The 22,707-nt window shown below is 57.8% G+C and carries 21 protein-coding genes and 1 tRNA gene; 10 read left to right on the top strand and 12 right to left on the bottom strand.

The window, feature by feature from the left end; genetic code table 11:
• Position 1: 1 nt before the first annotated feature.
• A complete protein-coding gene (locus tag ACYVGU_RS16830) occupies positions 2-1,084 on the top strand; it encodes a DUF5074 domain-containing protein (protein ID WP_460623018.1) in 1,083 nt (360 codons plus the stop codon).
• Between the two features lie 94 nt (positions 1,085-1,178).
• On the opposite strand, the gene ACYVGU_RS16825 is transcribed toward ACYVGU_RS16830, so the two are convergent.
• On the bottom strand, positions 1,179-1,457 hold the full coding sequence (locus tag ACYVGU_RS16825; RefSeq protein ID WP_460623017.1) for a hypothetical protein: 279 nt from the start codon (positions 1,455-1,457) through the stop codon (positions 1,179-1,181).
• Between the two features lie 228 nt (positions 1,458-1,685).
• On the opposite strand from ACYVGU_RS16825, the gene ACYVGU_RS16820 reads away from it, so the two are divergent.
• The 3 genes from ACYVGU_RS16820 to ACYVGU_RS16810 all read left to right on the top strand — a co-directional run bounded on the left by ACYVGU_RS16820 (position 1,686) and on the right by ACYVGU_RS16810 (position 5,094).
• A complete protein-coding gene (locus ACYVGU_RS16820; RefSeq protein WP_460623016.1) occupies positions 1,686-2,039 on the top strand; it encodes a hypothetical protein in 354 nt (117 codons plus the stop codon).
• Positions 2,036-2,608 (top strand): AraC family transcriptional regulator, encoded by a 573-nt coding sequence (locus tag ACYVGU_RS16815; RefSeq protein WP_460613794.1) that lies wholly within the window; start codon positions 2,036-2,038, stop codon positions 2,606-2,608. Before ACYVGU_RS16820 ends, ACYVGU_RS16815 begins: the two co-directional genes overlap by 4 nt.
• Before the next feature lie 185 nt (positions 2,609-2,793).
• A complete protein-coding gene (locus ACYVGU_RS16810; protein ID WP_460623015.1) occupies positions 2,794-5,094 on the top strand; it encodes a B12-binding domain-containing radical SAM protein in 2,301 nt (766 codons plus the stop codon).
• A 7-nt stretch (positions 5,095-5,101) separates the two neighbouring features.
• On the opposite strand, the gene ACYVGU_RS16805 is transcribed toward ACYVGU_RS16810, so the two are convergent.
• The 3 genes from ACYVGU_RS16805 to ACYVGU_RS16795 all read right to left on the bottom strand — a co-directional run bounded on the left by ACYVGU_RS16805 (position 5,102) and on the right by ACYVGU_RS16795 (position 7,233).
• Positions 5,102-6,208 carry a dienelactone hydrolase family protein gene (locus ACYVGU_RS16805; RefSeq protein ID WP_460623014.1) on the bottom strand — a complete coding sequence of 369 codons (1,107 nt, stop codon included), beginning with the start codon at positions 6,206-6,208 and terminating at the stop codon, positions 5,102-5,104.
• Positions 6,209-6,406: 198 nt separating this feature from the next.
• Complete coding sequence (locus ACYVGU_RS16800; protein ID WP_460623013.1) at positions 6,407-6,946, bottom strand: GNAT family N-acetyltransferase; 540 nt, start codon at positions 6,944-6,946, stop codon at positions 6,407-6,409.
• 44 nt (positions 6,947-6,990) lie between these two features.
• Complete coding sequence (locus ACYVGU_RS16795) at positions 6,991-7,233, bottom strand: hypothetical protein (RefSeq protein ID WP_460613790.1); 243 nt, start codon at positions 7,231-7,233, stop codon at positions 6,991-6,993.
• A gap of 173 nt (positions 7,234-7,406) precedes the next feature.
• On the opposite strand from ACYVGU_RS16795, the gene ACYVGU_RS16790 reads away from it, so the two are divergent.
• Positions 7,407-7,479, top strand: a tRNA-Gly gene (locus tag ACYVGU_RS16790).
• Positions 7,480-7,680: 201 nt separating this feature from the next.
• Here the strand turns inward: ACYVGU_RS16790 and ACYVGU_RS16785 are convergent.
• Positions 7,681-8,313 (bottom strand): CatA-like O-acetyltransferase, encoded by a 633-nt coding sequence (locus ACYVGU_RS16785; protein WP_460623012.1) that lies wholly within the window; start codon positions 8,311-8,313, stop codon positions 7,681-7,683.
• 50 nt (positions 8,314-8,363) lie between these two features.
• Between ACYVGU_RS16785 and ACYVGU_RS16780 the strand changes: the two genes are divergently transcribed.
• Positions 8,364-9,074, top strand: a complete 711-nt coding sequence (locus ACYVGU_RS16780) for an HAD family hydrolase (RefSeq protein WP_460623011.1) — start codon at positions 8,364-8,366, stop codon at positions 9,072-9,074.
• A 119-nt stretch (positions 9,075-9,193) separates the two neighbouring features.
• Here the strand turns inward: ACYVGU_RS16780 and uvrB are convergent, their stop codons facing one another.
• From uvrB to ACYVGU_RS16755, 5 genes are all read right to left on the bottom strand, one after another.
• Positions 9,194-11,230, bottom strand: a complete 2,037-nt coding sequence (gene uvrB / locus ACYVGU_RS16775; RefSeq protein ID WP_460613787.1) for an excinuclease ABC subunit UvrB — start codon at positions 11,228-11,230, stop codon at positions 9,194-9,196.
• A 127-nt stretch (positions 11,231-11,357) separates the two neighbouring features.
• Positions 11,358-11,774: a hypothetical protein gene (locus ACYVGU_RS16770; RefSeq protein ID WP_460623010.1), complete on the bottom strand. Its 417-nt coding sequence runs from the start codon at positions 11,772-11,774 to the stop codon at positions 11,358-11,360.
• A gap of 49 nt (positions 11,775-11,823) precedes the next feature.
• Complete coding sequence (locus ACYVGU_RS16765; RefSeq protein ID WP_460613785.1) at positions 11,824-12,189, bottom strand: DUF6970 domain-containing protein; 366 nt, start codon at positions 12,187-12,189, stop codon at positions 11,824-11,826.
• 26 nt (positions 12,190-12,215) lie between these two features.
• Entirely contained in the window at positions 12,216-13,841 is a 1,626-nt protein-coding gene (locus tag ACYVGU_RS16760) for a hypothetical protein (protein ID WP_460623009.1), read from the bottom strand.
• Positions 13,822-14,448, bottom strand: coding sequence for an RNA polymerase sigma factor (locus ACYVGU_RS16755; RefSeq protein WP_460623008.1), 627 nt, complete (start codon positions 14,446-14,448; stop codon positions 13,822-13,824). The genes ACYVGU_RS16760 and ACYVGU_RS16755 overlap by 20 nt, the downstream gene beginning before the upstream one ends.
• A 500-nt stretch (positions 14,449-14,948) precedes the next feature.
• Here ACYVGU_RS16755 and wrbA point away from each other — a divergent pair, with 500 nt between their 5' ends.
• A complete protein-coding gene (gene wrbA / locus ACYVGU_RS16750) occupies positions 14,949-15,560 on the top strand; it encodes an NAD(P)H:quinone oxidoreductase (protein ID WP_460623007.1) in 612 nt (203 codons plus the stop codon).
• Positions 15,561-15,647: 87 nt separating this feature from the next.
• On the opposite strand, the gene ACYVGU_RS16745 is transcribed toward wrbA, so the two are convergent.
• The gene (locus ACYVGU_RS16745; protein ID WP_460623006.1) at positions 15,648-16,391 is read right to left on the bottom strand and encodes a LytR/AlgR family response regulator transcription factor; all 744 of its coding nucleotides are present in this window, start codon (positions 16,389-16,391) and stop codon (positions 15,648-15,650) included.
• A gap of 44 nt (positions 16,392-16,435) precedes the next feature.
• On the bottom strand, positions 16,436-17,710 hold the full coding sequence (locus tag ACYVGU_RS16740; RefSeq protein ID WP_460623005.1) for a sensor histidine kinase: 1,275 nt from the start codon (positions 17,708-17,710) through the stop codon (positions 16,436-16,438).
• 241 nt (positions 17,711-17,951) lie between these two features.
• On the opposite strand from ACYVGU_RS16740, the gene ACYVGU_RS16735 reads away from it, so the two are divergent.
• The 3 genes from ACYVGU_RS16735 to ACYVGU_RS16725 all read left to right on the top strand — a co-directional run bounded on the left by ACYVGU_RS16735 (position 17,952) and on the right by ACYVGU_RS16725 (position 22,582).
• On the top strand, positions 17,952-18,890 hold the full coding sequence (locus ACYVGU_RS16735; protein ID WP_460623004.1) for an ABC transporter ATP-binding protein: 939 nt from the start codon (positions 17,952-17,954) through the stop codon (positions 18,888-18,890).
• 47 nt (positions 18,891-18,937) lie between these two features.
• A complete protein-coding gene (locus tag ACYVGU_RS16730) occupies positions 18,938-19,789 on the top strand; it encodes an ABC transporter permease (RefSeq protein WP_460623003.1) in 852 nt (283 codons plus the stop codon).
• Between the two features lie 234 nt (positions 19,790-20,023).
• Complete coding sequence (locus tag ACYVGU_RS16725) at positions 20,024-22,582, top strand: TonB-dependent receptor (RefSeq protein ID WP_460623002.1); 2,559 nt, start codon at positions 20,024-20,026, stop codon at positions 22,580-22,582.
• Positions 22,583-22,707 lie beyond the last annotated feature (125 nt).

Below are 22,707 nucleotides of genomic sequence, written 5' to 3'. Positions count from 1 at the left end.
TATGACACCCTTTTCCGCCCTTTCTGCTCGCTCCCTTCACCTGCTATGGGCTCCGGCTTTGGTACTTAGCCTAGCTTCCTGCGGCTCCGATTCTGATCCGGAAGCAGTTGAGGTGCCTACTAATAGCGTGCTGATTGTAAACGAAGGCAACTTTCAGAAAGCCAATGCCGAGGTAAGCGTGTTCGGCAAAACCAGCGGCAGCCTGCTGTATAAGTCGGCCTTTAGTGCTGCCAACAAGCGCAACCTCGGCGACGTGGCCCAGAGCATCAGCATAAAGGGCAGCACGGCCTATATTGTGGTTAACAATAGCAATAAGCTAGAAGTGGTGTCGCTACCCAACTTCAAATCCGCCACCATTGAAGGCCTGAAACTGCCCCGCTATTTCGAGGCCTCTTCCGCCGACAAAGGCTATGTAACGGAAACTGTATCCTACGATGTGCCAGCCGGCCAGGTATCGGTTATCGACCTCAAAACTAACCGCGTTACCAAAAGCATTGCCGTAGGCGCGCAACCCGAGCGGCTATTGGTAGCTGGCAACCGCCTATACGTAACCAACAGCGGCGCCAACACCGTCACGGTCATCAATACCACCACCGACGAGGTAGAAGGCACGATACCCGTGGGCGACTCGCCGAATAGCTTGGTGCAGGACCGCAACGGCAACGTATGGGTGCTGAACGGCGGCCAAACCGTGTACAACACCGATTACACCGTGGATTACACGCGCACTACCAAAGGCAGTCTTTCGAAGATTGTGCCCGGCCAACTCACGGCTACTACCCGCGAGGTAAGCTCCAACCTCAGCTCGCCGGGCCGCCTGGCCATCAACGGGCCCAAAGACCGGCTCTATTACGTGTATCAGGGCGGTGTGTACTCGCTGGGCGTTGATGAGGCCACGCTGCCCACACAGCCCCTGATTCGGCGCAACTTTTATGGTTTGGGCGTTGATCCGCAGGATAACACTATTTACGGTGGCATCGGTAGTTTCACGGCTGCTGACAAGGTAATCCGCTACCGCGCCAACGGTACAGCCATTGATTCCTTTACCGTTAATATCGGCCCGAACGGTTTTGCCTTTTACTAGGCCTAGGCAAGCAATAAACCTTACCCTATCTATACACAAAAAGCCGCCCCAATGTGGGGCGGCTTTTTGTGTATAGATAGGGTAAGGCCGCGCATTAGTCGGCTATGCCATCGTTGTTTTTGTCTTTGCGGTTGGCCGCATCTTCATAAACTTCCCGGCCGGTCGGACTGTTGTCGGTACTGCGGTTCAGGCCGGAGGTGGCTGAGTCACCGCCAATTGTGTTGTTGGGCATGTTAGCCGCCGGATCTTTTGACTTATAGTCGCCACGCTCTACGTTGGTAGCGCCAGCTTTTTCGCCGGTGTCGCAGGCCGTGAGTGAACCAACCAAAACAGCCGCAACAGCTACGGCACGCAGGAGAACAAAGATTTTCATGTTACTAGGGAGCAAGAGCAGTGAAAAGAAACATTATTTTGTGCTTTACGGCTGACCGCGCCCCTGGTTTTTACGTAGGATGATTTCTCGTTCTACTAGCATACCTCACTACCAAACCCTACTACGCGCTCATGTTACATTGGTACCCCTGACCCCTGCCTCGCTCCGGCCGACGGAAGCTGCCGAAATAAATCGGGCAAGTATATTTGTCTACTTTTCGCAGCTGCCATGAACCGACCCTTTGTTCATCCTGACGTCATCCGAGCGCTGTTGCGACGAGCTGGTATTCTGGCCGGTATCAGTTTTCTATTGGCTCTGATGCTGGTGGCGTACCTGTTTGGTGTTCAGGACCACTTCTTTAGCCGTTTGTTCGGCGCTTTTTTAGTATTTTTCTGGCTACTGGCCGTAACGTTCCTAGGGGTTGTCCCTTTTGTGAACTGGGCGGCGGTCAGTTGGTTTGGGAAAGAATGGGCCGAAACGCCGTCGAAACCAGTTCGACGCTCAAAGCCCGCCTCTACCCCAACTACAACCCGTAAACCCACGCGAACCGCAACGCGGCTGAACTCAACTCAACATCCGTGAAAACGACGCTCCTCCACATCAAGAACATGGTTTGCCCACGCTGCATTGATGCCGTGCGCAGTCTTCTCGAACAGGCTGGCTACCGCCCCACCGACGTTACGTTGGGCCAAGCACAGCTCGACCAAAGTACTCCCGTCGACCCTGCCTCCGTGGCTCCTATTCTGCGTGAAGCAGGCTTTGACGTGCTCATGGGCCGCGCCGATCAGCTCACGGAGCAAATCAAAGGCGCCCTGGTAGAATACCTGGAGCACCTGCGCACCGCCCGCATGCCGCTTACTACCTCGGCTTTCCTCACCGACCGGTTTGCCGCTACCTACTCACATCTGAGCAAGGTATTCTCACGCACTGCCAACCTCACCATCGAGAAATACCTGATCCGCCTGAAAATTGAGCGCGTGAAGGAGATGCTGAGCTACAATGAAATGACGCTCAGCGAAATTGCCGAGCACATGCGCTACAGCTCAGGCCAGCACCTAAGCAACCAGTTCCGCCAAGTAACCGGCCGCTCGGTAAGTGAATTCCGCCGCGACCTGATGCCTAAGCGTCTGTCGATGGACCAACTGGCTTAAGCGTACGCACACCCCATACATACAAGCGCCCTGATTTAGCTACGGCTGAATCAGGGCGTTTTTTGTTATACGTAGGCACCGTTCCGGTTGCGGATCTTGGCCACTAGACAGTAGCCTGAGGCAAAGCGCCGTTTGCGGAGTTATCTTTGCGGCACCTTTGCCGCTAGTCTGTGGTTGTTGCTGCCGTGTCTACTCTTCGCATTCTGCTCATTACCCCGCCGCTTACGCAGCTGAATACGCCGTACCCCGCAACGGCCTATTTGAAGGGCTTTTTGGGCGGGCGCGGCTACCACGTTACGCAGGCCGACCTAGGCCTGGAACTGGTGTTGAAGCTGTTCTCGAAGGAAGGGCTAGGACGGGTTTTCTCGGAAATCGAAGCCGGCCCGTACAGCCTTTCCGACAATGCCCGGCGCATGGTACGCCTCCAACGGAGCTACCTCAGCACTATTGAGCCGGTTATCCGCTTTCTGCAGAACAAAGACAATACGCTGGCGCCGCGCATCTGCCACTCGCGCTTTTTGCCTGAGGCCAGCCGCTTTGACAACGTAGCCGACCTAGAAACGGCTTTCGGCACCATGGGCCTTACGGATCAGGCTCGCCATCTGGCCACACTCTACCTCGAAGACCTCGGCGACCTGATTAAGGAAACCGTGGGCCCGCAGTTCGGCTTCTCGCGCTACGCTGAGAAGCTAGGTATGTCGGCTACTACGTTTGATGCCTTACACGAGGCCCTGCAAACTGCGCCCAACCTGCTGGACCGCATGCTCTTGGAGCTGCTTGATGACCTAGTAGCCCGCGTGCAGCCCGATGTAGCCGGCTTTACGGTTCCGTTTCCGGGCAACCTGTATGGGGCATTGCGCCTCGCCGGCCGCATCAAGGAAACCAGCCCCGCCACCAAGACGATGATGGGCGGCGGCTACCCCAACACAGAATTGCGCACGCTGAAAGAGCCGCGCTTCTTCGATTACATCGACTTTCTGACTCTCGACGATGGGGAAGGGCCTTGGCTGCGGTTACTGGAACACTTGAGCGAAGAGAAAGACCGTCATGCTGAGCTTGCCGATGCATCCCTACCACTGGCTAACTCCTGGCGTGGGAACGAAGCGGTAGAGATGCTTCGACCAGCTCAGCCTGAGCTTGTAGCATATAAGGAATTAGCATTTCAGCGCACCTTTTTGCGCAACGAGGCCGGTGAGGTACAATACATCAACCACCCGCATCCAGATGTGCCGCACCACGAAGTTGGCACCCCCGATTATTCCGATTTGCCACTGAGCGAGTACCTCTCTGTAATTGAGGTGCTGAACCCCATGCACCGCCTCTGGAGCGACGGGCGCTGGAACAAGCTCACGGTGGCACACGGCTGCTACTGGAAGCGCTGCTCCTTCTGCGACGTAACGCTCGACTACATCTCGCGCTACGAAACCGCGCCCAGCACGCTGCTGGTTGACCGCATTGAGCAGATTGTAGCGCAAACTGGGCAGACTGGCTTTCACTTTGTGGACGAAGCCGCCCCGCCCCTAGCCCTGCGCGACCTGGCCATTGAGCTGCTGAAGCGGCAGGTGAATATCACGTGGTGGGGCAATATCCGCTTTGAGAAGACCTTCACGCCCGACCTTTGCCGCCTGTTGGCAGCTAGTGGCTGTATTGCTGTAAGCGGAGGCTTGGAAGTGGCCTCCGACCGACTCCTGACCATGATGGAAAAGGGCGTAACCATTGCGCAGGTAGCCCGCGTGACGGATGGTTTTACGCAAGCCGGTATTATGGTGCACGCTTACCTCATGTATGGCTTCCCCACCCAAACGGCCCTAGAAACCATCGATTCGTTGGAAGTGGTGCGGCAGCTGTTTGCCGCCGACATTGTACAAAGCGGCTACTGGCACCGTTTCTCGATGACTGCGCACTCACCAGTAGGCAAAAACCCCACGAAATACAAGGTAGCGGCCGTGGGTCCGGAGCCTGGCCCGTTTGCCTGGAACGACCTGTGGCACGACGACCCCACCGGCACCGACCACGAAGCTTTCGGCCCGGGGCTGGCAAAAGCCTTGTACAATTACCTGCACGGCGTGGCCCTCACGGAGCCGCTCAGTTTCTGGTTTGATTTCCGGACGCCCAAAACTACAGTGCCGCGCCACCTGATTCAGCAGGCGTTGCAAGAGCCCACCAAGCCCGATGCCGCCCGCTCCAATAACCGGCTGTTCTGGCTGGGCAATGCCCCTGAGCTGCGGTATGAGTCGGGCAAGAAAGGGCAGCGGGCCGTACTAACCTTCTATGAGCAGGCCGAGGATTTCGAAATTCAGGTGCCCGGCGTGCTAGGCCCCTGGCTGCACGAACTGCTCACTACCCTCAGCCACGACTACGACACCAAAGTGCTGCTGAAAGATGCGGCGGTTTCTTACCCCGCCGGGGCTAGCCAACCGTGGGAGCAGTTTTTACTTTCTGCGGGGTGGCAGCAGCTGCGCGAAAAAGGCCTGCTGGTGCTCTAGGCCTTACTTATCGGGTAACCGCCTGGAGCCACTCTATTACTCCGTCCCAGTAACCAGGGACAGGTTTAGGCCATTGCCACTGCCCATCAGGGCCAGTGCGGCCGGGCTGCGTGAAGTCAGCGGTGGCTTGCGCATATTCACGCACTTGTTTGTTGTTGCGGCGGCCCAGGGCAGTGCGCATCCGGCGGGCACTTTCTTTTACCTGCACCGTTGTATCGAGCCCAGCATACAGGGCCAGCACCGGAATGCGCTGCTTATTTAGCGGCTGATACGCACTGGCTTGCTCTCGAGTGGCAGCCGGAGCGGCCTCCAGTACCACAAAAGCCGCCAACGGTTGGGCTTGGGCCGCAGCTTTGGCAACCTGAGGCGCGGCACTACCCCTACCCCAGCAACCAACCTTCGTGGAGTCGACGCTGGACTGGCGCCGCAGGGCCTGCAACGCCCCGACAGTAGCCTGGAAAATGGTTGAGTCGGTGGCGCTCCGGGGTTCAGGAGTGATGACCAGCAGGGTAACAAAGCCGCGCCGCGCTAGATACGTAGCTCGCGCCTGCGCGGTAGCCTGGGTGCTACGAAAGGCCATTAATGCCACGGCCGGATGCTGCAGCAAGGTGTCGTCGGGCACCAGCAAACGACTTGTCTGGTCATAGCCGGCGTATCGAAGCGGAAACTTCTGTTCTCGAAACCCACGCGCGGGTGCTTCGCCACGGCGCACCCACACGAAGTCAGACTGCACCCCGTTCCAGCTCAACACTCCCCGCAAAAAGTCGCCTTCGCGCACGGCCTGGACCATAACTCCACTCGCGCGGCCAGGCTCCTGCTCCAGCAGCAGTTGCGGCTCGCGGTAGCGGGGACGAATAGCGTCGAACTCCAGGCCGGGCAGTTGCGGGAAGCTTACTTCCGCCTGCAAATTGCCCTCAGTGCTGGTGCGCAAATCAAGTGCAACTCGCAATTCAGTTCCTTGGTAGCTGATCGGCCCCTCATAATGCCCCACCGGCAGCGGAGCCGTTGGCTGCTTACCAGAGCCCGACTCGGCAGAACACGCCGCGGCCAGCAGCAACCACGCTCCGCAGGCAACTCTAAGCGACGACGCACAAACTGACCGAACTGGTATCAAACGCAACAGGCTAAGAGGAATACGTGTGCCAAAGGTACAGGAGTGGCAGCAATTCAGGACGCGTTACCGCTTCGGCTCCAAACCTGCTACCCTTCAAGTAAGAGCCAAACGCTTCAAGGAGTTGAGCTAAGCGTGGGCAATTGCGCTAGGCCTCGCTGCTGCTCAAACCGTGCTCACTGCCCTAAAAAGCGGCTGCGCTTAATGCAGGCCTTTGCGCAGAATAAAATCGTTCTGCTCATCGGTGCCTACCATAAATTTTTGCTCTCCAATGCGCTTGAAACCGAACCGCTGGTAAAACTCCAGCGCCCGCGTATTCTTTTCCCACACGCCCAGCACAATGGCCCGGCTTCCCTGCTGACGCGCCTCTTCAATGGCGCGACGCATGAGTGTGGCTCCCAAACCGGTTCCAATCCACTCCTCATCCACGTACAGGCGCTCGATTTCCAGGCGGTCCTCGGGGGTTTTACCCGGGTCGAGGCCTAGGGTGGAGTGCAGCTTCAACTTGGCATAGCCCACCACTTCCTGCACCATTTGCGCCAACAGAAAGACCGTATTGGGATCTTGTAGCTCAGCTAACTGCTTTTCGGGGCTGAAGGTGGCATCTTCATAAGCGGCCATATCCTCGGGACGGTTGTGCACGGCGTACGTATCATGAAACATACGACGGCCCATTTCGGCCAGTTGGTTGGCCGTGGCGCTATTGCGTTTGGCAACCAGAATGCGGAGCGGTGAAGTCATAAAATCAAAAACCAAGGCGGCAAGAAGCCACAAAGGTACAGGTCCTAGTCTATGGTGTCATTGCCACGCCGTTCGCGCCAGCCGTAACGCAGCAGCAACATCGCCCCTACCAGCATCATCAGGTTCAGAACCAGTTGAGTAGATGTTATTGCCTCGGTTCCTAACCGCTGATATTCCTGATACACCACCCACAACCGCAGCAACTGGCCCAGCAACAGCAAAAAGCCAGCCGTGAGAAACATCCAGGCCACTAAGCGGCGCGTTTTGGGTGGGAGAGGCCACGACATACGTAACTGTGCTATAGTTCGGCGCAGCTACGCTACGCGTTTTGTAAAGATTCGTCTGTACTCCGGCGTACGTGAAAATATCGTCCAAGGATAAACCGCGCAGGTTGCTCAGGCTTGCCTTAACCAATGCTTTCTTGGAAATTGATTTTACCCACGTACTTTTGCTTTACCACGCGGGAGTAGCTCAGTTGGTAGAGCATCAGCTTCCCAAGCTGAGGGTCGCGAGTTCGAGCCTCGTTTCCCGCTCATTGTAAATCAGCCACTTGCCTCTAAAGGTAAGTGGCTTTTTTGTGGGCGATATACACGCTGTTTTATACAAGTAGAGGCCCTAGGCCGGTAAAAGCCAGGAAGCCCAGTTTGTGAGAGGCACCAGATTCAGCTACCGACTGCTAAACCTGGCCACTGCCTTATCTGCAAGTCAGTCATGTTTATGACGTTGGTAACCTCCTACGACGCATCCAGGGCCTGCTGCAGCGCTTCCAGAAACAGCCCAACATGATACCCATCGGCGAGGCCATGATGGGCATTGATGGCAATGGGGAGCATCAGCTTACCTTCTTTCTGCTGAGCGCGGCCAACGGAAATTTTGGGAATGCTGTCCGTATGCCGGAACGAGCGGGCGTGCGTGAGGCCCGTGAAGGAAAACCACGGCACTGCTGAAAAATGCACTACATCGGGCCGGCCGGTAGTGTCATTCAGGCGCAGGCCGGGCGTTTGGCGAACGGCTTCTATTTCGGCTGCTAGGCCTACCCCGAATTCGGTTAGAGAGGCTGTATAGGGGATAAAGGAAAACCCAAACGTGGTATCAGGGCGCATGAGGGTGGCGGACACGTGCACCTGATCATAGCAGTACACCTGTCCATCTTCGATCCGATACCGGAATGCCTCTACCGCATTCACGGCCTGCAGGGTACAGTGCAGGTACAGCTGAAAAAAAGATACGCCCAACGCCTTGGCCCGGGCGTACGCGTGGGTAGCATCTACGTCGGCCACTATGCCAAATAAGGGCTCTTCAAACGTTGAGAAAAAGGCGAAATGCTCCCGCCGGCTCCACGTAGCCAGATCTATTTGCTGCTTCATAGGCAAGCAAGTTCGATAACTTTGTGCTTCTAACCTCACCTTACTGCGCAGTGCCTGCTCCCCGCCTTATTGCTTTCGATGCCGACGACACCCTCTGGCCGAACCAGCCTCACTTCGATTATGCGGAGGCGCGACTCTACGAACTGCTTACCCATTATGGCGAGCCTAGTGTAATAGGAAGCCGCTTTAATGAGGTGCAACAGCAAAATATGCGGCTGTTTGGCTACGGCGCCAAGTCGTTTATGCTGTCGATGATTGAGTCGGTTATTCAGCTGACCGATGGTGCCGTAACGGGTTCTGAGATTCAGCAGATACTAGACCACGGCAAGCGCTTGCTCGACTTTCCTATTGAGTTGTTGCCCGCAGCGCCGGAAGTACTAGGTGCCCTTAAGCAGCAAGGCTACCCACTGATGCTGGTTACGAAAGGCGACTTGTTCGACCAGGAAAGCAAGCTGGCTCGCTCCGGCCTGGGCGACTTGTTTGACCATGTGGAGATTGTAAGCGAGAAGAACGAGGCGACGTACAGCCGCATCCTAACCCGCTACCAGGTATCGCCCGCCGAGTTTCTGATGATTGGCAACTCGCTGAAATCAGATGTACTGCCGGTAGCCCGACTAGGTGCCCAGGCGGTGCACATCCCCTACTACACCACCTGGATTATGGAAGAAGTAGCGGCGGAACACCTGGTAGGCGTTGAATTCAAACAGCTTTCCTCCCTAGCCGAAGTGCCCGCTTACATAGCCGAGCAAGCCGGCGCCTGATACCAGCCGGTTTGGGCTGGCGCGGGGGCTAGTACGTTTGAACCAAAAACCGGCCCGGCTGAAGCTATTAGTTACAGCTTCAGCCGGGCCGGTTGCATAGGTTGGGGGTTAGTAGAGGGCTAGTCGCGCTTGGTTTTGAGCACTTGCTTGAGGCCCGCCAGTTCGTCACGGAGCTTGGCAGCGGTCAGGAAGTCGAGGTCTTTGGCGGCGGCTTCCATTTGCTTTTCGGTCTGCTTAATAAGCTTTTCCAGATCAACCTTGCTCATCATGGACACCACTGGCTCAGCTGCAATGGCCATCGTCGTGTCCGAGTCTGGGCCAATGTAGGCCTGCGCTTCCACAATGCGGTAGTCGGACAGGGACGTTTGCTCCATGATGGCCTCCCGCGACTTCCGAACCGTACGGGGCGTAATGCCGTGCTCCTCGTTGTAGGCGAGCTGGGTGGCGCGGCGGCGGTTGGTTTCGTCAATAGCGCGTTGCATGGAGCCCGTAATGCGGTCGGCGTACATAATTACCTTGCCCCGGTCGTTTCGGGCGGCGCGGCCCATCGTCTGGATCAGGCTGCGCTGGTCGCGCAGGAAGCCTTCTTTATCGGCGTCCAGAATGGCTACCAAGCTTACTTCCGGCAAGTCAAGGCCTTCGCGCAGCAGGTTTACGCCAATCAGCACATCAATTTCGCCGAGGCGCAACTGGCGCAGAATCTCCACGCGGTCCAGCGTTTTCACATCGGAGTGCACGTAGCTAGACTTGATGCCCAGGCGCTCCATGTATTTCTGGAGTTCCTCGGCCATGCGTTTAGTAAGGGTAGTTACCAGCACCCGGTCGCCCATTTTCACGCGGTTATCCACCTCGTCCAACAGGTCGTCAATCTGGTTGGTGCTGGGGCGGATATCAATTTCAGGATCCAAGAGGCCCGTGGGCCGAATAATCTGCTCCACCACTACCCCATTCGCCTGCGTCAACTCATAATCGGCGGGCGTAGCCGACACGAACACGGCCTGGCGTACCATGCCCTCAAACTCATTAAACGTGAGCGGGCGGTTGTCCATGGCCGAGGGAAGCCGGAAGCCATACTCTACCAGCGCCGTTTTACGGCTTCGGTCGCCGCCCCACATGGCCCGGATCTGGGGCATGGTGGCGTGGCTTTCGTCTACTACCAAGAGGTAGTCGTCGGGGAAGTAATCGAGCAGGCAGAAGGGCCGGGAGCCGGGCTGGCGGCCATCAAAATAGCGGGAGTAGTTCTCAATACCAGAGCAGTAGCCTAGCTCCCGAATCATTTCCAGGTCGAACTCGGTGCGCTCCATAATGCGCTTGGCTTCGGAGTCGCGCCCTTCTTTCTCGAAGTACGCGTGCTGCTGCACCATGTCGAACTGAATTTCCTTGATGGCTTGGTTGAGCGTATCCTTGCCGGTTACGAACAACTGCGCGGGGTAGAGCGTCACGGATTTCTCATCGGCGAGCTTCTTGCCGCTCACGGGGTCAATCTTGTGAATGGCCTCGATTTCGTCGCCGTAGAAGAAAATACGGTAGGCGTGGTCGGCGTAGGCCGGAAACAGATCCACGGTGTCGCCCTTCACCCGGAACGTGCCTCGCGTAAACTCCGTCTCGGTGCGCGAATACAGAATCTGGACAAAGGAATAGAGCAGGTTGTTGCGCGAGTACCGCAGGCCGGGGGCCAAGTAAATCACGTTTTTACCAAACTCCTCGGGGTTACCAATACCATAGATGCACGACACCGACGCAATGACAATTACATCGCGGCGGCCGCTGAGCAGCGTGGAGGTAGTATGCAGACGCAGTTTCTCGATTTCCTGGTTGATGGCCAGGTCTTTCTCGATGAAGACGTCGGTGCTGGCAATGTAAGCTTCGGGCTGATAGTAGTCGTAGTAGCTGATGTAGTACTCGACGGCATTATTGGGGAAAAACTGCTTGAACTCACCGTAGAGCTGGGCCGCCAGGGTTTTGTTGTGGCAGAGTACGAGGGCAGGCTTGCCAGTTTGGGCAATAACGTTGGCCATCGTGAAGGTTTTGCCCGTACCCGTGGCCCCAAGCAGTACCTGCGCCGGCTCGCCGTTGTTAACGCCCTCTACCAGTTGGGCAATGGCCCGCGGCTGGTCGCCGGTTGGTTTGAATTCTGAGGTCAGTTGGTAGTGCATGCAGGGGAATATAGGCCAGAAAGGGTAGCCTATGATAACTCATTTCCAGATGAGGAGGTTTCTTGGAACCAAAAAAACCCGTCCGGACAAGGAACAGGTTTTTTGTAAGCTTGGATGAATGCTTCGGTTATCGGCGTGTAAGGCGGAACGTGGCAGTTTTGGGCTCGGCCTGATTAGCGGCAGAAGGGTAGGGCTCTACAGATTCCAGATGCACCCAATACGGCACGGCATCTACTTCCACGGCTGCTGAGTCGTTTTTGCAGGCGCCCAGACACAGGGTTGCGGCTTGGCGACCACCTAGTGAACCGCGCACCTCCACTGTAGCGTTGGCCTGGCCCTGCCAGATACAGTCGGTGTTGGCTGGGCAACGGGAATCAGAAATATTGAGCAGCGTAAGCTCAACGGTTTTGTCGCTGGCACGCACGGCTTTGCTCTCGGTGGCCCGAAGCTGCACGGCACCATCAGCAGGAGCTGCCGCTTCGTGTTTGCATTGTACTAGGCCTAGCGTGCTGCCTAAGGCCAACCAAAAGAGAAGCGCTTTCATCGTCTTTCCTGCAAAAAGTAAAACAAAACGGTTTGTGCCGACCTGAGGCCTAGCGCGGGTCGCGCCAAATGAGTACCGGGTTGGTAGCCGCGGTGGCAAAATCGGTGCAGCGGCCGTCGCCGTAGTTGCTGGCCCCACCGGCGGCGGCGCACAGCACGTTGCCACAGGCATCAAACAGGTAGCTGTAGTTGGTGGAGCTGCCCCCCGTTACCAGATATACCGTTTTGCCTTTGTAAGTGTATTGGGTTACCTCCGCCGCCGGAGTTTGCTTAGGCTTTTGCTTGAGCTGCTCAATAAGGGTATCGGAGAAGTTACTAGGGCAAGCCAAGTTTACATCCTCCAGAGAGGTAGAGCAGGAAGTAGCCCCAGCCAACGGCAGAAGCCACAACAACGCGTAGGTAAAAAAGCGGTTCATATAGGGTAAAAGGCACTAGGCCGGTACTACTGAGCAACTGGCTGGGGCTTCACGGAGCCAAACTCCACGCTGGCTTCCAGGCTGAGGCTATAAGGCCGACTCTGGTTCATGGGGCGCTGGCTGGGGTGTGCATTGAGGGTTGTGAGGCCAGCTTCTGCTACGGGGCCTACTACCAGGTTCCAGGCTGCCGCCGCTGGCTGATAGCGCACACCGGCACCACCGCGCACCGAGGTCAGCACGTGCCGGTACGGCGACTCAGTAGACCGCAGAGTGTAGGTGCGGGTAGCTTCTGGTGAGCCTTCTAACTCCGAGCGGCTGTTCAGCAGCAAGCCTACTGCCGCGCCTACTTTGGCATAGAGCGTTACGCCCGGTTTGGTAGAGCCATAGCGCACTTCTACAGGCACCGAAGCCGTCCGATACCGATAGGAAGTGGTACGAGGCTGAGGCGAGTAAGACATAGCAACCGCTGGGCGGCTAAACAAGTCAGCAGCTTCGCGGCCTACCTGCTTCCCATCAACAAAGCCATAGGTGGTGGCCGAAGTGGCACGCTGATCGGCTACTTCAGCGCCGGAAAGCAAGGTCCACCGGTCGTTGAGGGCGTAGGAAGCTTTCAGGGCGACGCGCTGGCTGACACCGGCCCGCAGGTTGCGGCGGTATTCGTTTTCGGCGTCGTCTTGGTAATAATTACGCAGGGCGTTGGTTACGGGGTCAGCGGCCAGGCGGCCATCGGTGTGCGAGAAATTGATGTTCGGGTTATAGCTACCCACTGCATAGCCACCACCCAGGCGCAGCCGACGCCACAGCTTTGGGGTTTCTTTGCGCTCCGGCTCCACAGCGGCCAACTCTTTACTAGCGGCGGCCAGCTGCGGTGCGGCCAGCAAGGAAGGTTTCAGCGTATCGGGGCGGGCTAGGCTACCTAGCAGGCGGCGTAGCTGGGCGGTGCGGGTTTCCACGCTGCCATAACCGCCTTGGAACCCTTCAGTTCCTGACCCCGAACCGCTGGCGAACAAGGCCGCCAGACCATTGGAGTACGAACCGGCGCTCCGGCTACTAGCTGCCTCAGAACCCGAAGCCGAGTAGAGGCTGCCCAGCAAACCCGCTACCCCGCCCGACGATGCAGGCGAAGCGGAACTAGCCACTGCGTTATTGAAACGATCAGCAAGCGCTGCATCGGAAGTAGCACCAGAGCCCGTTGCGCCAGAGGTGGCTTGGTCATATGCAGCCAGGAAATCAGAGCCGGCACCACGGGAGCCTTCGGAACCTGAAGCACTGGCCACAGCGCCCGCCTGCGGTAGTTGGGCAGTTCCGTTGGCACCACCTTCAGCAGAAGTAGCTGGAGAGGTAGTTGCCAGCTCCGGGCCAAAGGTTTGACCGGTTTGCCAGAGCAGTGCCCAGCCGCCAAAGCCTAGGGCCAGCAGCAAACAGGCCGCGGCTACCCAGCGGTGCACCACCAGGCGGCGGCGGAATACCACGTTTTCCTGCACTACCTGTTCGTTCTGCTGTACCACCAGCTCATGGTCGAGCTGGTCCCAGAAGCTGGCGCGCGGAGTTACCTCAGCCTCGGCAAATTTCTGCCGAAACAGGTGCTCCAGGTCGCCGGTGGGGCGCTGATCGGGAGTGTTGGGCGTATTATTAGGAGCGGATGCTGCCATGTGTGCGGTGGGCGTCGAGACGCTCGATTTTATTTTTCAAAATGGCCCGTGCTCTAGAGTACTGCGACTTGCTGGTACCCTCCGAAATGTTCAACATCTCGCCGATTTCCTTGTGGCCGTAGCCTTCAATGGCGAAAAGGTTAAACACCATGCGGTAGCGCGGTGCGAGGTCCTGAATCATGTTCAGCAGCTCCTCGAAATTGTAATTGGAAAGCGTGAATTCTTCGCCGGCCAGGTCTTCGGGGTATTCGCCCCCGTCGCTTACGGCTACCAGCGGCGCGTTGCGGCGGTGCTGGCGGAGGGCGGCGTTGACCATGATACGGCGAATCCAGAATTCCAGCGGACACTCGCGGCGGAAGCTGGCCAGATTTTTAAATACCGTCAGAAATCCTTCCTGCAACACGTCTTCGGCCTCAAAGGTGGTTTGGGCGTAACGCAGACACACGGCCATCATGCGGCTCGCGAATCGTTCGTACAGGTACTTCTGCATCAGGCGGCTACCAGCGAGGCAGCCATCAATCAGCTCGAAATCAGAGAGCTGGGAAGGCGGGGTCAGGGTACGCACAGGAGCGGCTAACGACGGGGATACGGACTCGGAGCGGGCCATAGTGGCACCGCTTGGCAACAGGCTGCGCAGCCCGCCTCCTGCCAATGCCGCCGAAAGGGCGCTCATTGAGAGTTCCGGCCCTGGCAGGTTCCGGCGTTAAGGTGCTCACCAGCGGCTTGCCCCCTGTGAGGCTGAGTTCCGCGCAAGTAAGAATGCTGCATAAGCTGCAAAGTCGGATAGAAATAAGTCAATAATCCTTCACCCTGGAAAGGAAGGTTGTGCTGGTAAGAGGCCGCCCAAGCGGTTGAAGGTTGCATACGGGCTAGTGTTTTTTCGTAACCGCTACAAATGGGGCCAAAGCAGGAATTTTAGTTTTTAAAAATAACCAAATCAACAACCTTCACCAGCCAACCCATGTATTAACATTGATTAACAAGCCGCCTCTCTGTTACCCTCTCATAACTATTGTTCGTAACAGAATACACTGTTGAGGTTGAACCGAGGCCTAAGGCCTGTTTACCCGCTTTGCTTCCCATTTTCACCATACTCAATTCCTGCTTATGAAAACGATTGTCCTGTTTTACTCCACGTATGGCCACGTCTGGAAATTGGCCGAGGCTATTGCTGAAGGCGCCCGCGAAGTTGCTGGCAATGAAGTGGTGGTAAAGCGTGTACCGGAAACGCTGCCTGCTGCCCTGCTCGATAAAATTGGCGCAACTCAGGCCCAGAAAGCGTTTGAGCACGTGCAGGTGGCTACCCCCGAGGAGCTGGCCGACTACGACGCCATCATCATCGGAACGCCAACGCGCTACGGCAACGCCTGCGGCCAGATTCAGGCCTACCTCGACTCGACGGGAGCATTGTGGGCACAGGGCAAGTTGATCGGCAAGGCGGCGGGTGCTTTCGTGAGCACGGCTACGCAACATGGCGGACAGGAAACAACCATCCGGGCGTTGCACACGGCCTTGCTGCACCACGGCTGCGTGATTGTGGGCCTGCCATACGCGTGGCAGGGCCAAATGGGCCACGAGGAAGTAACCGGCGGCACGCCCTACGGTGCCAGCACCGTGGCCGGCGGCCAGGGCGAGCGACAGCCGAGCGCCAATGAGCTGGAAGGAGCCCGCCACCAAGGCAAGTACACCGCTGAAATTGCCAGCAAACTGGCGCGCTAGGTAGCACCAGAAGATAAACCGTAACGGCCGCTTTCCTTGGGGTTAACCCTGGGAGAGCGGCCGTTACGGTTTATAAGCCAGCAGTGCCTAGAGCAGGTTGTAAGCTTTAATCAGGCTATTAAATGAGTCGCGGTAAGTGTCGCCGATGGGCAGCAGGCGGCCGGCCACCTGCACTTTGCCGCGCTCCACGTGCTCAATCCGGCTCAGGGCCACCAGGTACGACTTATGAATGCGGGCAAACCGGTCGGGCGGCAGCACTTCCTCTACTCTCCGGAACGACTGCAACGTGAGCACCTTGCCGGTGGTGGTATAAATCATCAGGTACTCCTTCATGCCCTCGATGTAGAGAATATCATCAAACGCGACGCGCTGCAGCCGATGCTCGTTTTTCACAAACATGGCATCCGGCGCGGTGGGGTGCGTTTCGAGGGTGGCAGCGGGGTGTGGCGCGGCGGCGGGGGTAGCAGCAACCGAGGCGCTTAGCTGCTGACGCACTTTCTGAACGGCCTGCACAAACCGCTCGAAGGCAATAGGCTTGAGCAAATAATCGGAGGCGTTGAGCTCGTAGCTACGCACGGCGTACTGGTCGTAGGCAGTAGTGAAGATGACGCGCGGGCCGGGCTGAGGCAACAATTGAGCGAGTTGAACCCCCGTGAGCCGCGGCATATGAATATCAAGAAAGACCACGTCCACGGGGTTATCCTGTAAAAAAGCAAGGCCCACGAGGGCGTCATCAAACTGGCCTACCAACTCTAGGCCAGGCACTTGGGCGCAGTAATCGGCTAGTAAATCTAGGGCCAGGGGTTCGTCGTCGAGAATAGCGCAGGTCATACGAATAGCTACTTTTTGAATAGGCTAAGGTGCCGATATTTAGCTCAGGCCACAACTTCCTGTGCCAGAACCAGCGTCACGAGGTGCTGACCGGGGGGAGTTTGCACCTGCAGCGTGTAGCGCCCCGGATACAGCAGCTCCAGGCGCCGCGAGAGGTTTACGAGTCCTACACCGCCCGGCTGGCGGGGCAACTCGCGCTCGGCATCAGCAGGGGCCACGTGGTTGAGCACTGAAAAGCGCAACTCCCCATCTTCCGAGAGCACCAGTGAGATGTGTACCGCTACCGGTCGGGCCGTGAGGTCGCCGTGCTTGAAGGCGTTTTCTACTAGCGGCAGCAATAACAACGGCGCAATGGGGTGGGCGCAATCGGGGGAAGTGCCCGAAACATCAAATTGGATGGCATCCTGCGCAGAGGCAGAGAGGCGCAGGCGCTGCAGGTCGAGGAAGCTGCGCAGGTGGGCCAGCTCCCGACTGAGCGGGACGGTATCGGTGCTGCTTTCGTAGAGCAGATAGCGCATGATTTCGGCTAGGCGCAGCACGGCTTCTGGCGCTTTATCTGACTTCCGGCTGGTGAGAGAGTAGATGTTATTGAGCGTGTTGAACAGGAAGTGCGGGTTGATTTGGGTTTTGAGCATGGCCAGCTCCGTGAGTAGCTGTTGGCGCTCCATTTCGCGGCGGTTGCGCTGCCCCCGGATATAGTCGCCGGTAACGCGCAGGGCCGAGCTGCTCCCTACAATAAATACGCCCACAATACCAGAGCTAACAATGCGCATCCAAAGCTCCGGCATTTCCTTGTTTGCTTTTTTGGGATCGGCGCCGGCGGCAATGGCTTTCTTCTTCGCCTCATTGGCAGCCGCAACCATCTGCGGAGTTTTGCGGAACGTTTGGGTGGTAATCCAGCCAATAAGGGCGGCATACGGAAGCACCAGTATAGCTGCCAATAGTACGTAGTATGCCACCCGGGCCCGGCCCAGCGTGCGCGGTATCAGCCAGCTCCAGGTCAGGTAAAAGAGCAGTGCTCCGCACATATCTTCCAGCGCCAAGCGGCCCAGCAGCGGAAGCAGTGGTTGCCACTCCGCCGAGGTGGCCGGCATGTGCCCCAGCGTGGCAAGGTTGGTACTGAGCTTCAGCGCATCAAGCCCCAACAGCCACAGCCACAGTAGCGCATGAACCCAGCGCGGGATGGGGCTGACTTCTGGCGCGGCCGGCCAATTAGCAGGGCGCAACAAGGGCCGCAGCCGCGCCCGCCAGCTAGCCGAGCGCGGCACGGCTGCTTCTTTCGACAGAGGAGCAGCAGCGGAAACAGACGATACTTCCATGCTTAAAACTACAACCTGCGGCTGCTGCTAGGCCTTTCTTTTCAATCAACCCGCTCCCCTGCCCCACCAACGCCTGCTGGCAGGCGGCTAACTCGCTATGAAGCCCTTAGCGGCTCCCAAACCATGGTTCAGCCAGGAAAAGAAGCTGTTACAGGGTTCGCAGTAGAGGTTGGTTGAATAGCGCCCGGCCGATATACCAGGCCAGCTATGTTTGCTGCCGTCCACACTGATTCACTACACTATGCTTCCTGACACTACTCCGCTACTTGAAACCCGCAGCCTCGATTTCCGCTTTGGCTCCCGGCCTATCCTGCACGATGTAAACCTGCGGGTTGAGGCCGGCAGCATCTACGGCTTTCTGGGGCCCAACGGGGCCGGCAAAAGCACTACCATGCGCTTGTTACTAGGGCTGCTAAGGCCGGCAAGTGGCTCGGTGCATTTGTTTGGGCATGATTTGGCCCGGCACCGCGTGGCCTTGCTTGACCGGGTAGGCGCGCTAATCGAAAACCCCTCCCTCTATGACCACCTCACGGGCCGCGAAAACGTGGAAGCCACCCGCCGCCTGCGCGGAGTAGCCGCTTCTCGCACCGCCGAGGTGTTGCGCCTAGTAGGGCTTACTGATAATGCCCACCGCCCGGCCCGTGAATACTCCCTAGGTATGCGCCAGCGCCTGGGCCTGGCTATTGCCTTGCTCTCTGACCCCGATTTGCTGATTCTGGATGAGCCCACCAACGGCCTCGACCCCAATGGCATCATTGAAATGCGGGAGCTGCTGCGCCACCTGCGGCAGGAGCACGGCAAAACCATTGTGGTCAGCAGCCACCTCATCAACGAAATCGAGAAAGTAGCTACCCACGTGGGCGTCATTCAGGAGGGCCGGCTGGTATTCCAGGGCAGCCTAACGGAGTTGCAGCAGCTGCAAACCGGCAAGGGCCGCTTGGTGCTGGAAACCGAAAACGCTGAAACCTGCCGCAACCTGCTGCCCCGGTTACTAGGCAACGCCACAGTAGTAAGCGCCCATACACTGTGGCTGCACTGGCTTTCGCGGGAGCAAACGGCCGAGTTGGCAGCGGCCCTTGTAGCGGCTGGCCAGCCGCTCTATGGCCTGCGCCAAGAGCAACCTAGCCTGGAAGACACTTTCCTGCACCTCACCGAGGCCAAAGCCGAACTGGCGAAGTAACCCCCTATCCTTTTCTCTCCCGCTGTATCCCTAGCCCTTCCGTTGCTATGAACCCTACCCTGACTACTACACTGCCTGATTTTACTACGCTGCCCGCAGCACCTAGCCCCTTCACCCAGCTCAGCCGTAGCCTCAGCGCCGATACTCTAAAACTGCGCCGAACAGCTGCCCTACGGCTAGCGCTGCTAAGCGGCGCCTTCCCGGTCCTGATTACGTTTTTGATTTTCTTCTTCAAAGGCCACGTTATTCTGAAAGCGGGCGGCGACCCCTGGCCGCAGTTTATTTCGATGGCGTGGCAAACGGCGGGTACGCTACTGCTGCCCTTATTTGTGGTGCTGCTCACGAGCCTGGTGGTGAACATTGAAACGAAAGCTACTGCCTGGAAACACCTGTACGCGCAGCCCGTGGGCCGCAGGGCGGTGTTCGGCTCGAAGCTTCTCCTGATTCTGGCCCTGAATGCGGTGTCGTTGGTGCTGTTTGTGGCCTTACTATTTGGCGCGGGCGGCTTGCTGATTTTGCTCCGGCCTAAGCTGGGTTTCCAGTCGTACTCGCTTCCTCTGGAGGCCGTTTCCTGGATGTTGGTCCGGACCTTTGTGGCTACGCTGGGCCTACTGGCGGTGCAGTATATCGTGAGCTTATACTGGCGCTCGTTTGTGGTGCCGGTGGGGGTAGGCATGGGCGCCGTGGTGGCTACTATTGCCCTGCTTTCTTGGGAGCACGTGGATAAAATCCCATACTCCTCGCCCCTGGCCACTACCATGGCCATGAAGGCGGCCAAGCTGGGCGGCCTGGAGGTTGCGCATGAGCTAGCCAAGCACGAATGGTACAGCCTGGCGTGGTTTGGCGGGGTCCTGCTCCTGGGCTATGTGCTCCTCTACCGCCGCAACGCCACCAACTAGCCTCCCCCGAAACTGCGCGAGCCCGGAGGCGTTGGCGGCTCAAATCATCGGGTTGGTTGAATATATAGTTCAGCTTGACAACGCGGCCGGAGCTTTGTGGTCATTAACCCAACAAGGCGCAACCAGCTAGCCTTTCCCCTACAGTTCAGCATTCGTTTCTGTCGCTTCAGCCACTTTCATTCCTCTTTTTGGGCTGGCTGGCGTCATTTTGTATCGATACCCATTTTTATTCTCATGAAACACGTTACCCTTCCTCTGCTGCTAACGGGCCTGCTTTCGGCTCCGGTTTTTGGCCAAACGGCTCCGCCCGCCACTGCACCGGCGGCTGGTCAGCGGCCAGCGGGAATGCCAGCCGGAGCTGGTGCGGCTCCGGCCCGGCCCGTGCTGCCCGAAGCACCCAAAGGCGCCGGGCGGCTGGAAGGCACCGTACTGGATGCCACCACCAAAAAGCCCGTGGAGTTCGCTACCGTAGCGCTGTTGCCCCTAAGCGGCAACACACCCCTAGATGGTGGCGTGTGCGATGAGCGGGGCCGCTTCGTGCTGAAAGGCCTAGCTGCCGGCGAGTACCGCGTGCAAATCAGCTTTATTGGCTACGCTACCCAAACCAGCAACGTCACCATCGGAACGGGCCTGACTACCGTGCCTACAGTACAGCTGGCCTCTACCGCGCAGAAACTAGGTGAGGTAACGGTAACCGGCGAGCGGGATGTGGTGGAAACCAAGCCCGACCGCATTGTGTATAACGCCGATAAGGACCTGACCAACTCGGGCGGTACCGCTGCTGATGTACTGCGCAAAGTGCCCCTCGTAAACGTGGACCCCGATGGCAATGTGGAGCTGCGCGGTACCAGCAACGTGCGCGTGCTCATCAACAACAAGCCCTCAGGCATTGTGGCTTCCTCGGTAGCCGATGCCATGAAGCAGATTCCGGCCGACCAGATCAAGAGCGTGGAGGTAATTACTACCCCTTCTGCGAAGTACGATGCGGAAGGAACGGGCGGCATCATCAACATTATTCTGAAGAAGAACAACCTGGAAGGGTTGAACGGCTCGGTGGGCCTAGCGGCGGGCACACGGAGCTCCAACGGCAACGCCTCCGTGAACTACCGCAAAGGCAAAGTAGGCCTGACCAGCTCCGTGAGCGGGTTCGCCTTCTACAGTCCCAACCGCAACGACCTGGTTCGCTACCTCAAGGACCCTAGTGGCACCGAGGTAAAGCAATTGGAGCAGGATGGTGATGGCAACACGCTGGGCGGCGGCGGCTTCGGGCGCCTAGGTCTTGATTATGACCCAGCCCAGTACCACAACCTTACGCTGAGTGTGCAGGGCAACCTGTTTCGCAACAAAGGCGACTACCAGCAATTCAACAATGTGCTGTTTCCGCAGGCCAACCAGTTCTCCCGCGACACCGACCGCAAGTTCCGGACCCAGAGCTATGACCTGAGCGGCTCCTACACCCGCACCTTTGAGCAGAAGCGCCGCGAGTGGAGCGTGCTGGCCCAGCACACCCGCAACCGCAACGTGCAGGAATACGAGCTGGATCAGTTCCTGGGTCGCTCAGAGCAAGACCAGGACATTACCTACCAGGAGCAGAGCGACAACTTGGCCCGCAACCTGGAAACCACGCTGCAAACCGACTACGCCCACCCCTTCTCGGAAACGGCCCTGCTGGAAACTGGCGCTAAAGCCATTCTGCGCCGCGTGAGCAGCGACTATGACGTGTTTGACGGGCTACCCCCCGTATACAACCCCAACCGCTCCAACCTCTTCGACTACAACCAGGATGTAGTATCTGCCTACAGCACGTACGGGTTTTCGGCCTCGAAGAAAGTGAGCTTTAAGCTGGGTGCACGGATAGAAAACACCCGCATTAATGGAAACTTCCAGCAGCAGGAAGATGAAAAATCGGGCGTACAGCAGGACTACCTCAACTTTCTGCCTAACCTGAGCATGAGCTTCCAGCCGCAGAACCCCAAGAAACCGGGCCAAACGCTGCGCTTGGCGTATTCAAAGCGCATTCAGCGCCCCCAGATCTTCTACCTCAACCCCTTCCGCAACACCTCCGACTCCCTGAACGTGAGCCAGGGCAATCCGGAGCTAGAGCCTGAACTGACGGACAGCTACGAGCTGAACTACACTACCTTCATCAAAGGCTCGGTCCTGAACATGTCGGGGTATGTGCGGCGCACGGGCAACGCCATTGAGGCGGTGCGGGAAGTAAACGAGACGACGGGTGTAAATACCCAGACGTTCCAGAACATCGGGCGCAACGCTACTTACGGCGTAAGCCTGTTTGGCTCAGTAAAGCCAGTGCCGAAGTGGGATGTAAGCGGCAACCTGAACGTGTACTACGTGTCGCTGAAAAGCCCGGCCCTGGGCCTGAGCAACGACGGCGTGATGTACAGCATGAACCTGAACTCGGGCTACAAATTTGAGAAGGGTGTGAGCCTGCAGTTTTATGGCGGCCTTAACTCGCCGCGCGTGCAGCTGCAGGGCAAGCAAGCCGCCTGGACGTTCTACTCGGTAGGCCTGCGCAAAAACCTGCTCAAGGATAAGGCCGACCTGACCTTGAACGCCGACAACTTCCTGAGCGCCACCCGCAACCTGAGCAGCGAACTGAACACCGACCAGTTCCGCCAGATCAGCAACAACTACATCTACCTGCGCGGCGTGCGCTTGGCCTTCAACTACCGCTTCGGTAAAGTAACGGCCCAGCCCCAGCGCCCCAAGCGCAGCATCCGCAACGACGACGCCAAGCAGGGTGAAGGCGGTCAGGGCCAAGGCCAGCCATAGCCCCTACTTACTAGCCCACCGCAAGCCAAAACCCCCTTTCGCAAAAGAGCCATAACCCGTGCGTTGTGGCTCTTTTCATTTTTACGGCATTCGGTTGAATTATCACGACAGTAGAGAAAATACAA

It is taken from the genome of Hymenobacter tenuis (assembly GCF_054780495.1).
The sequence above is the reverse complement of the archived record's forward strand: the minus strand, read 5'-3'. Positions and strand labels throughout refer to the sequence as shown.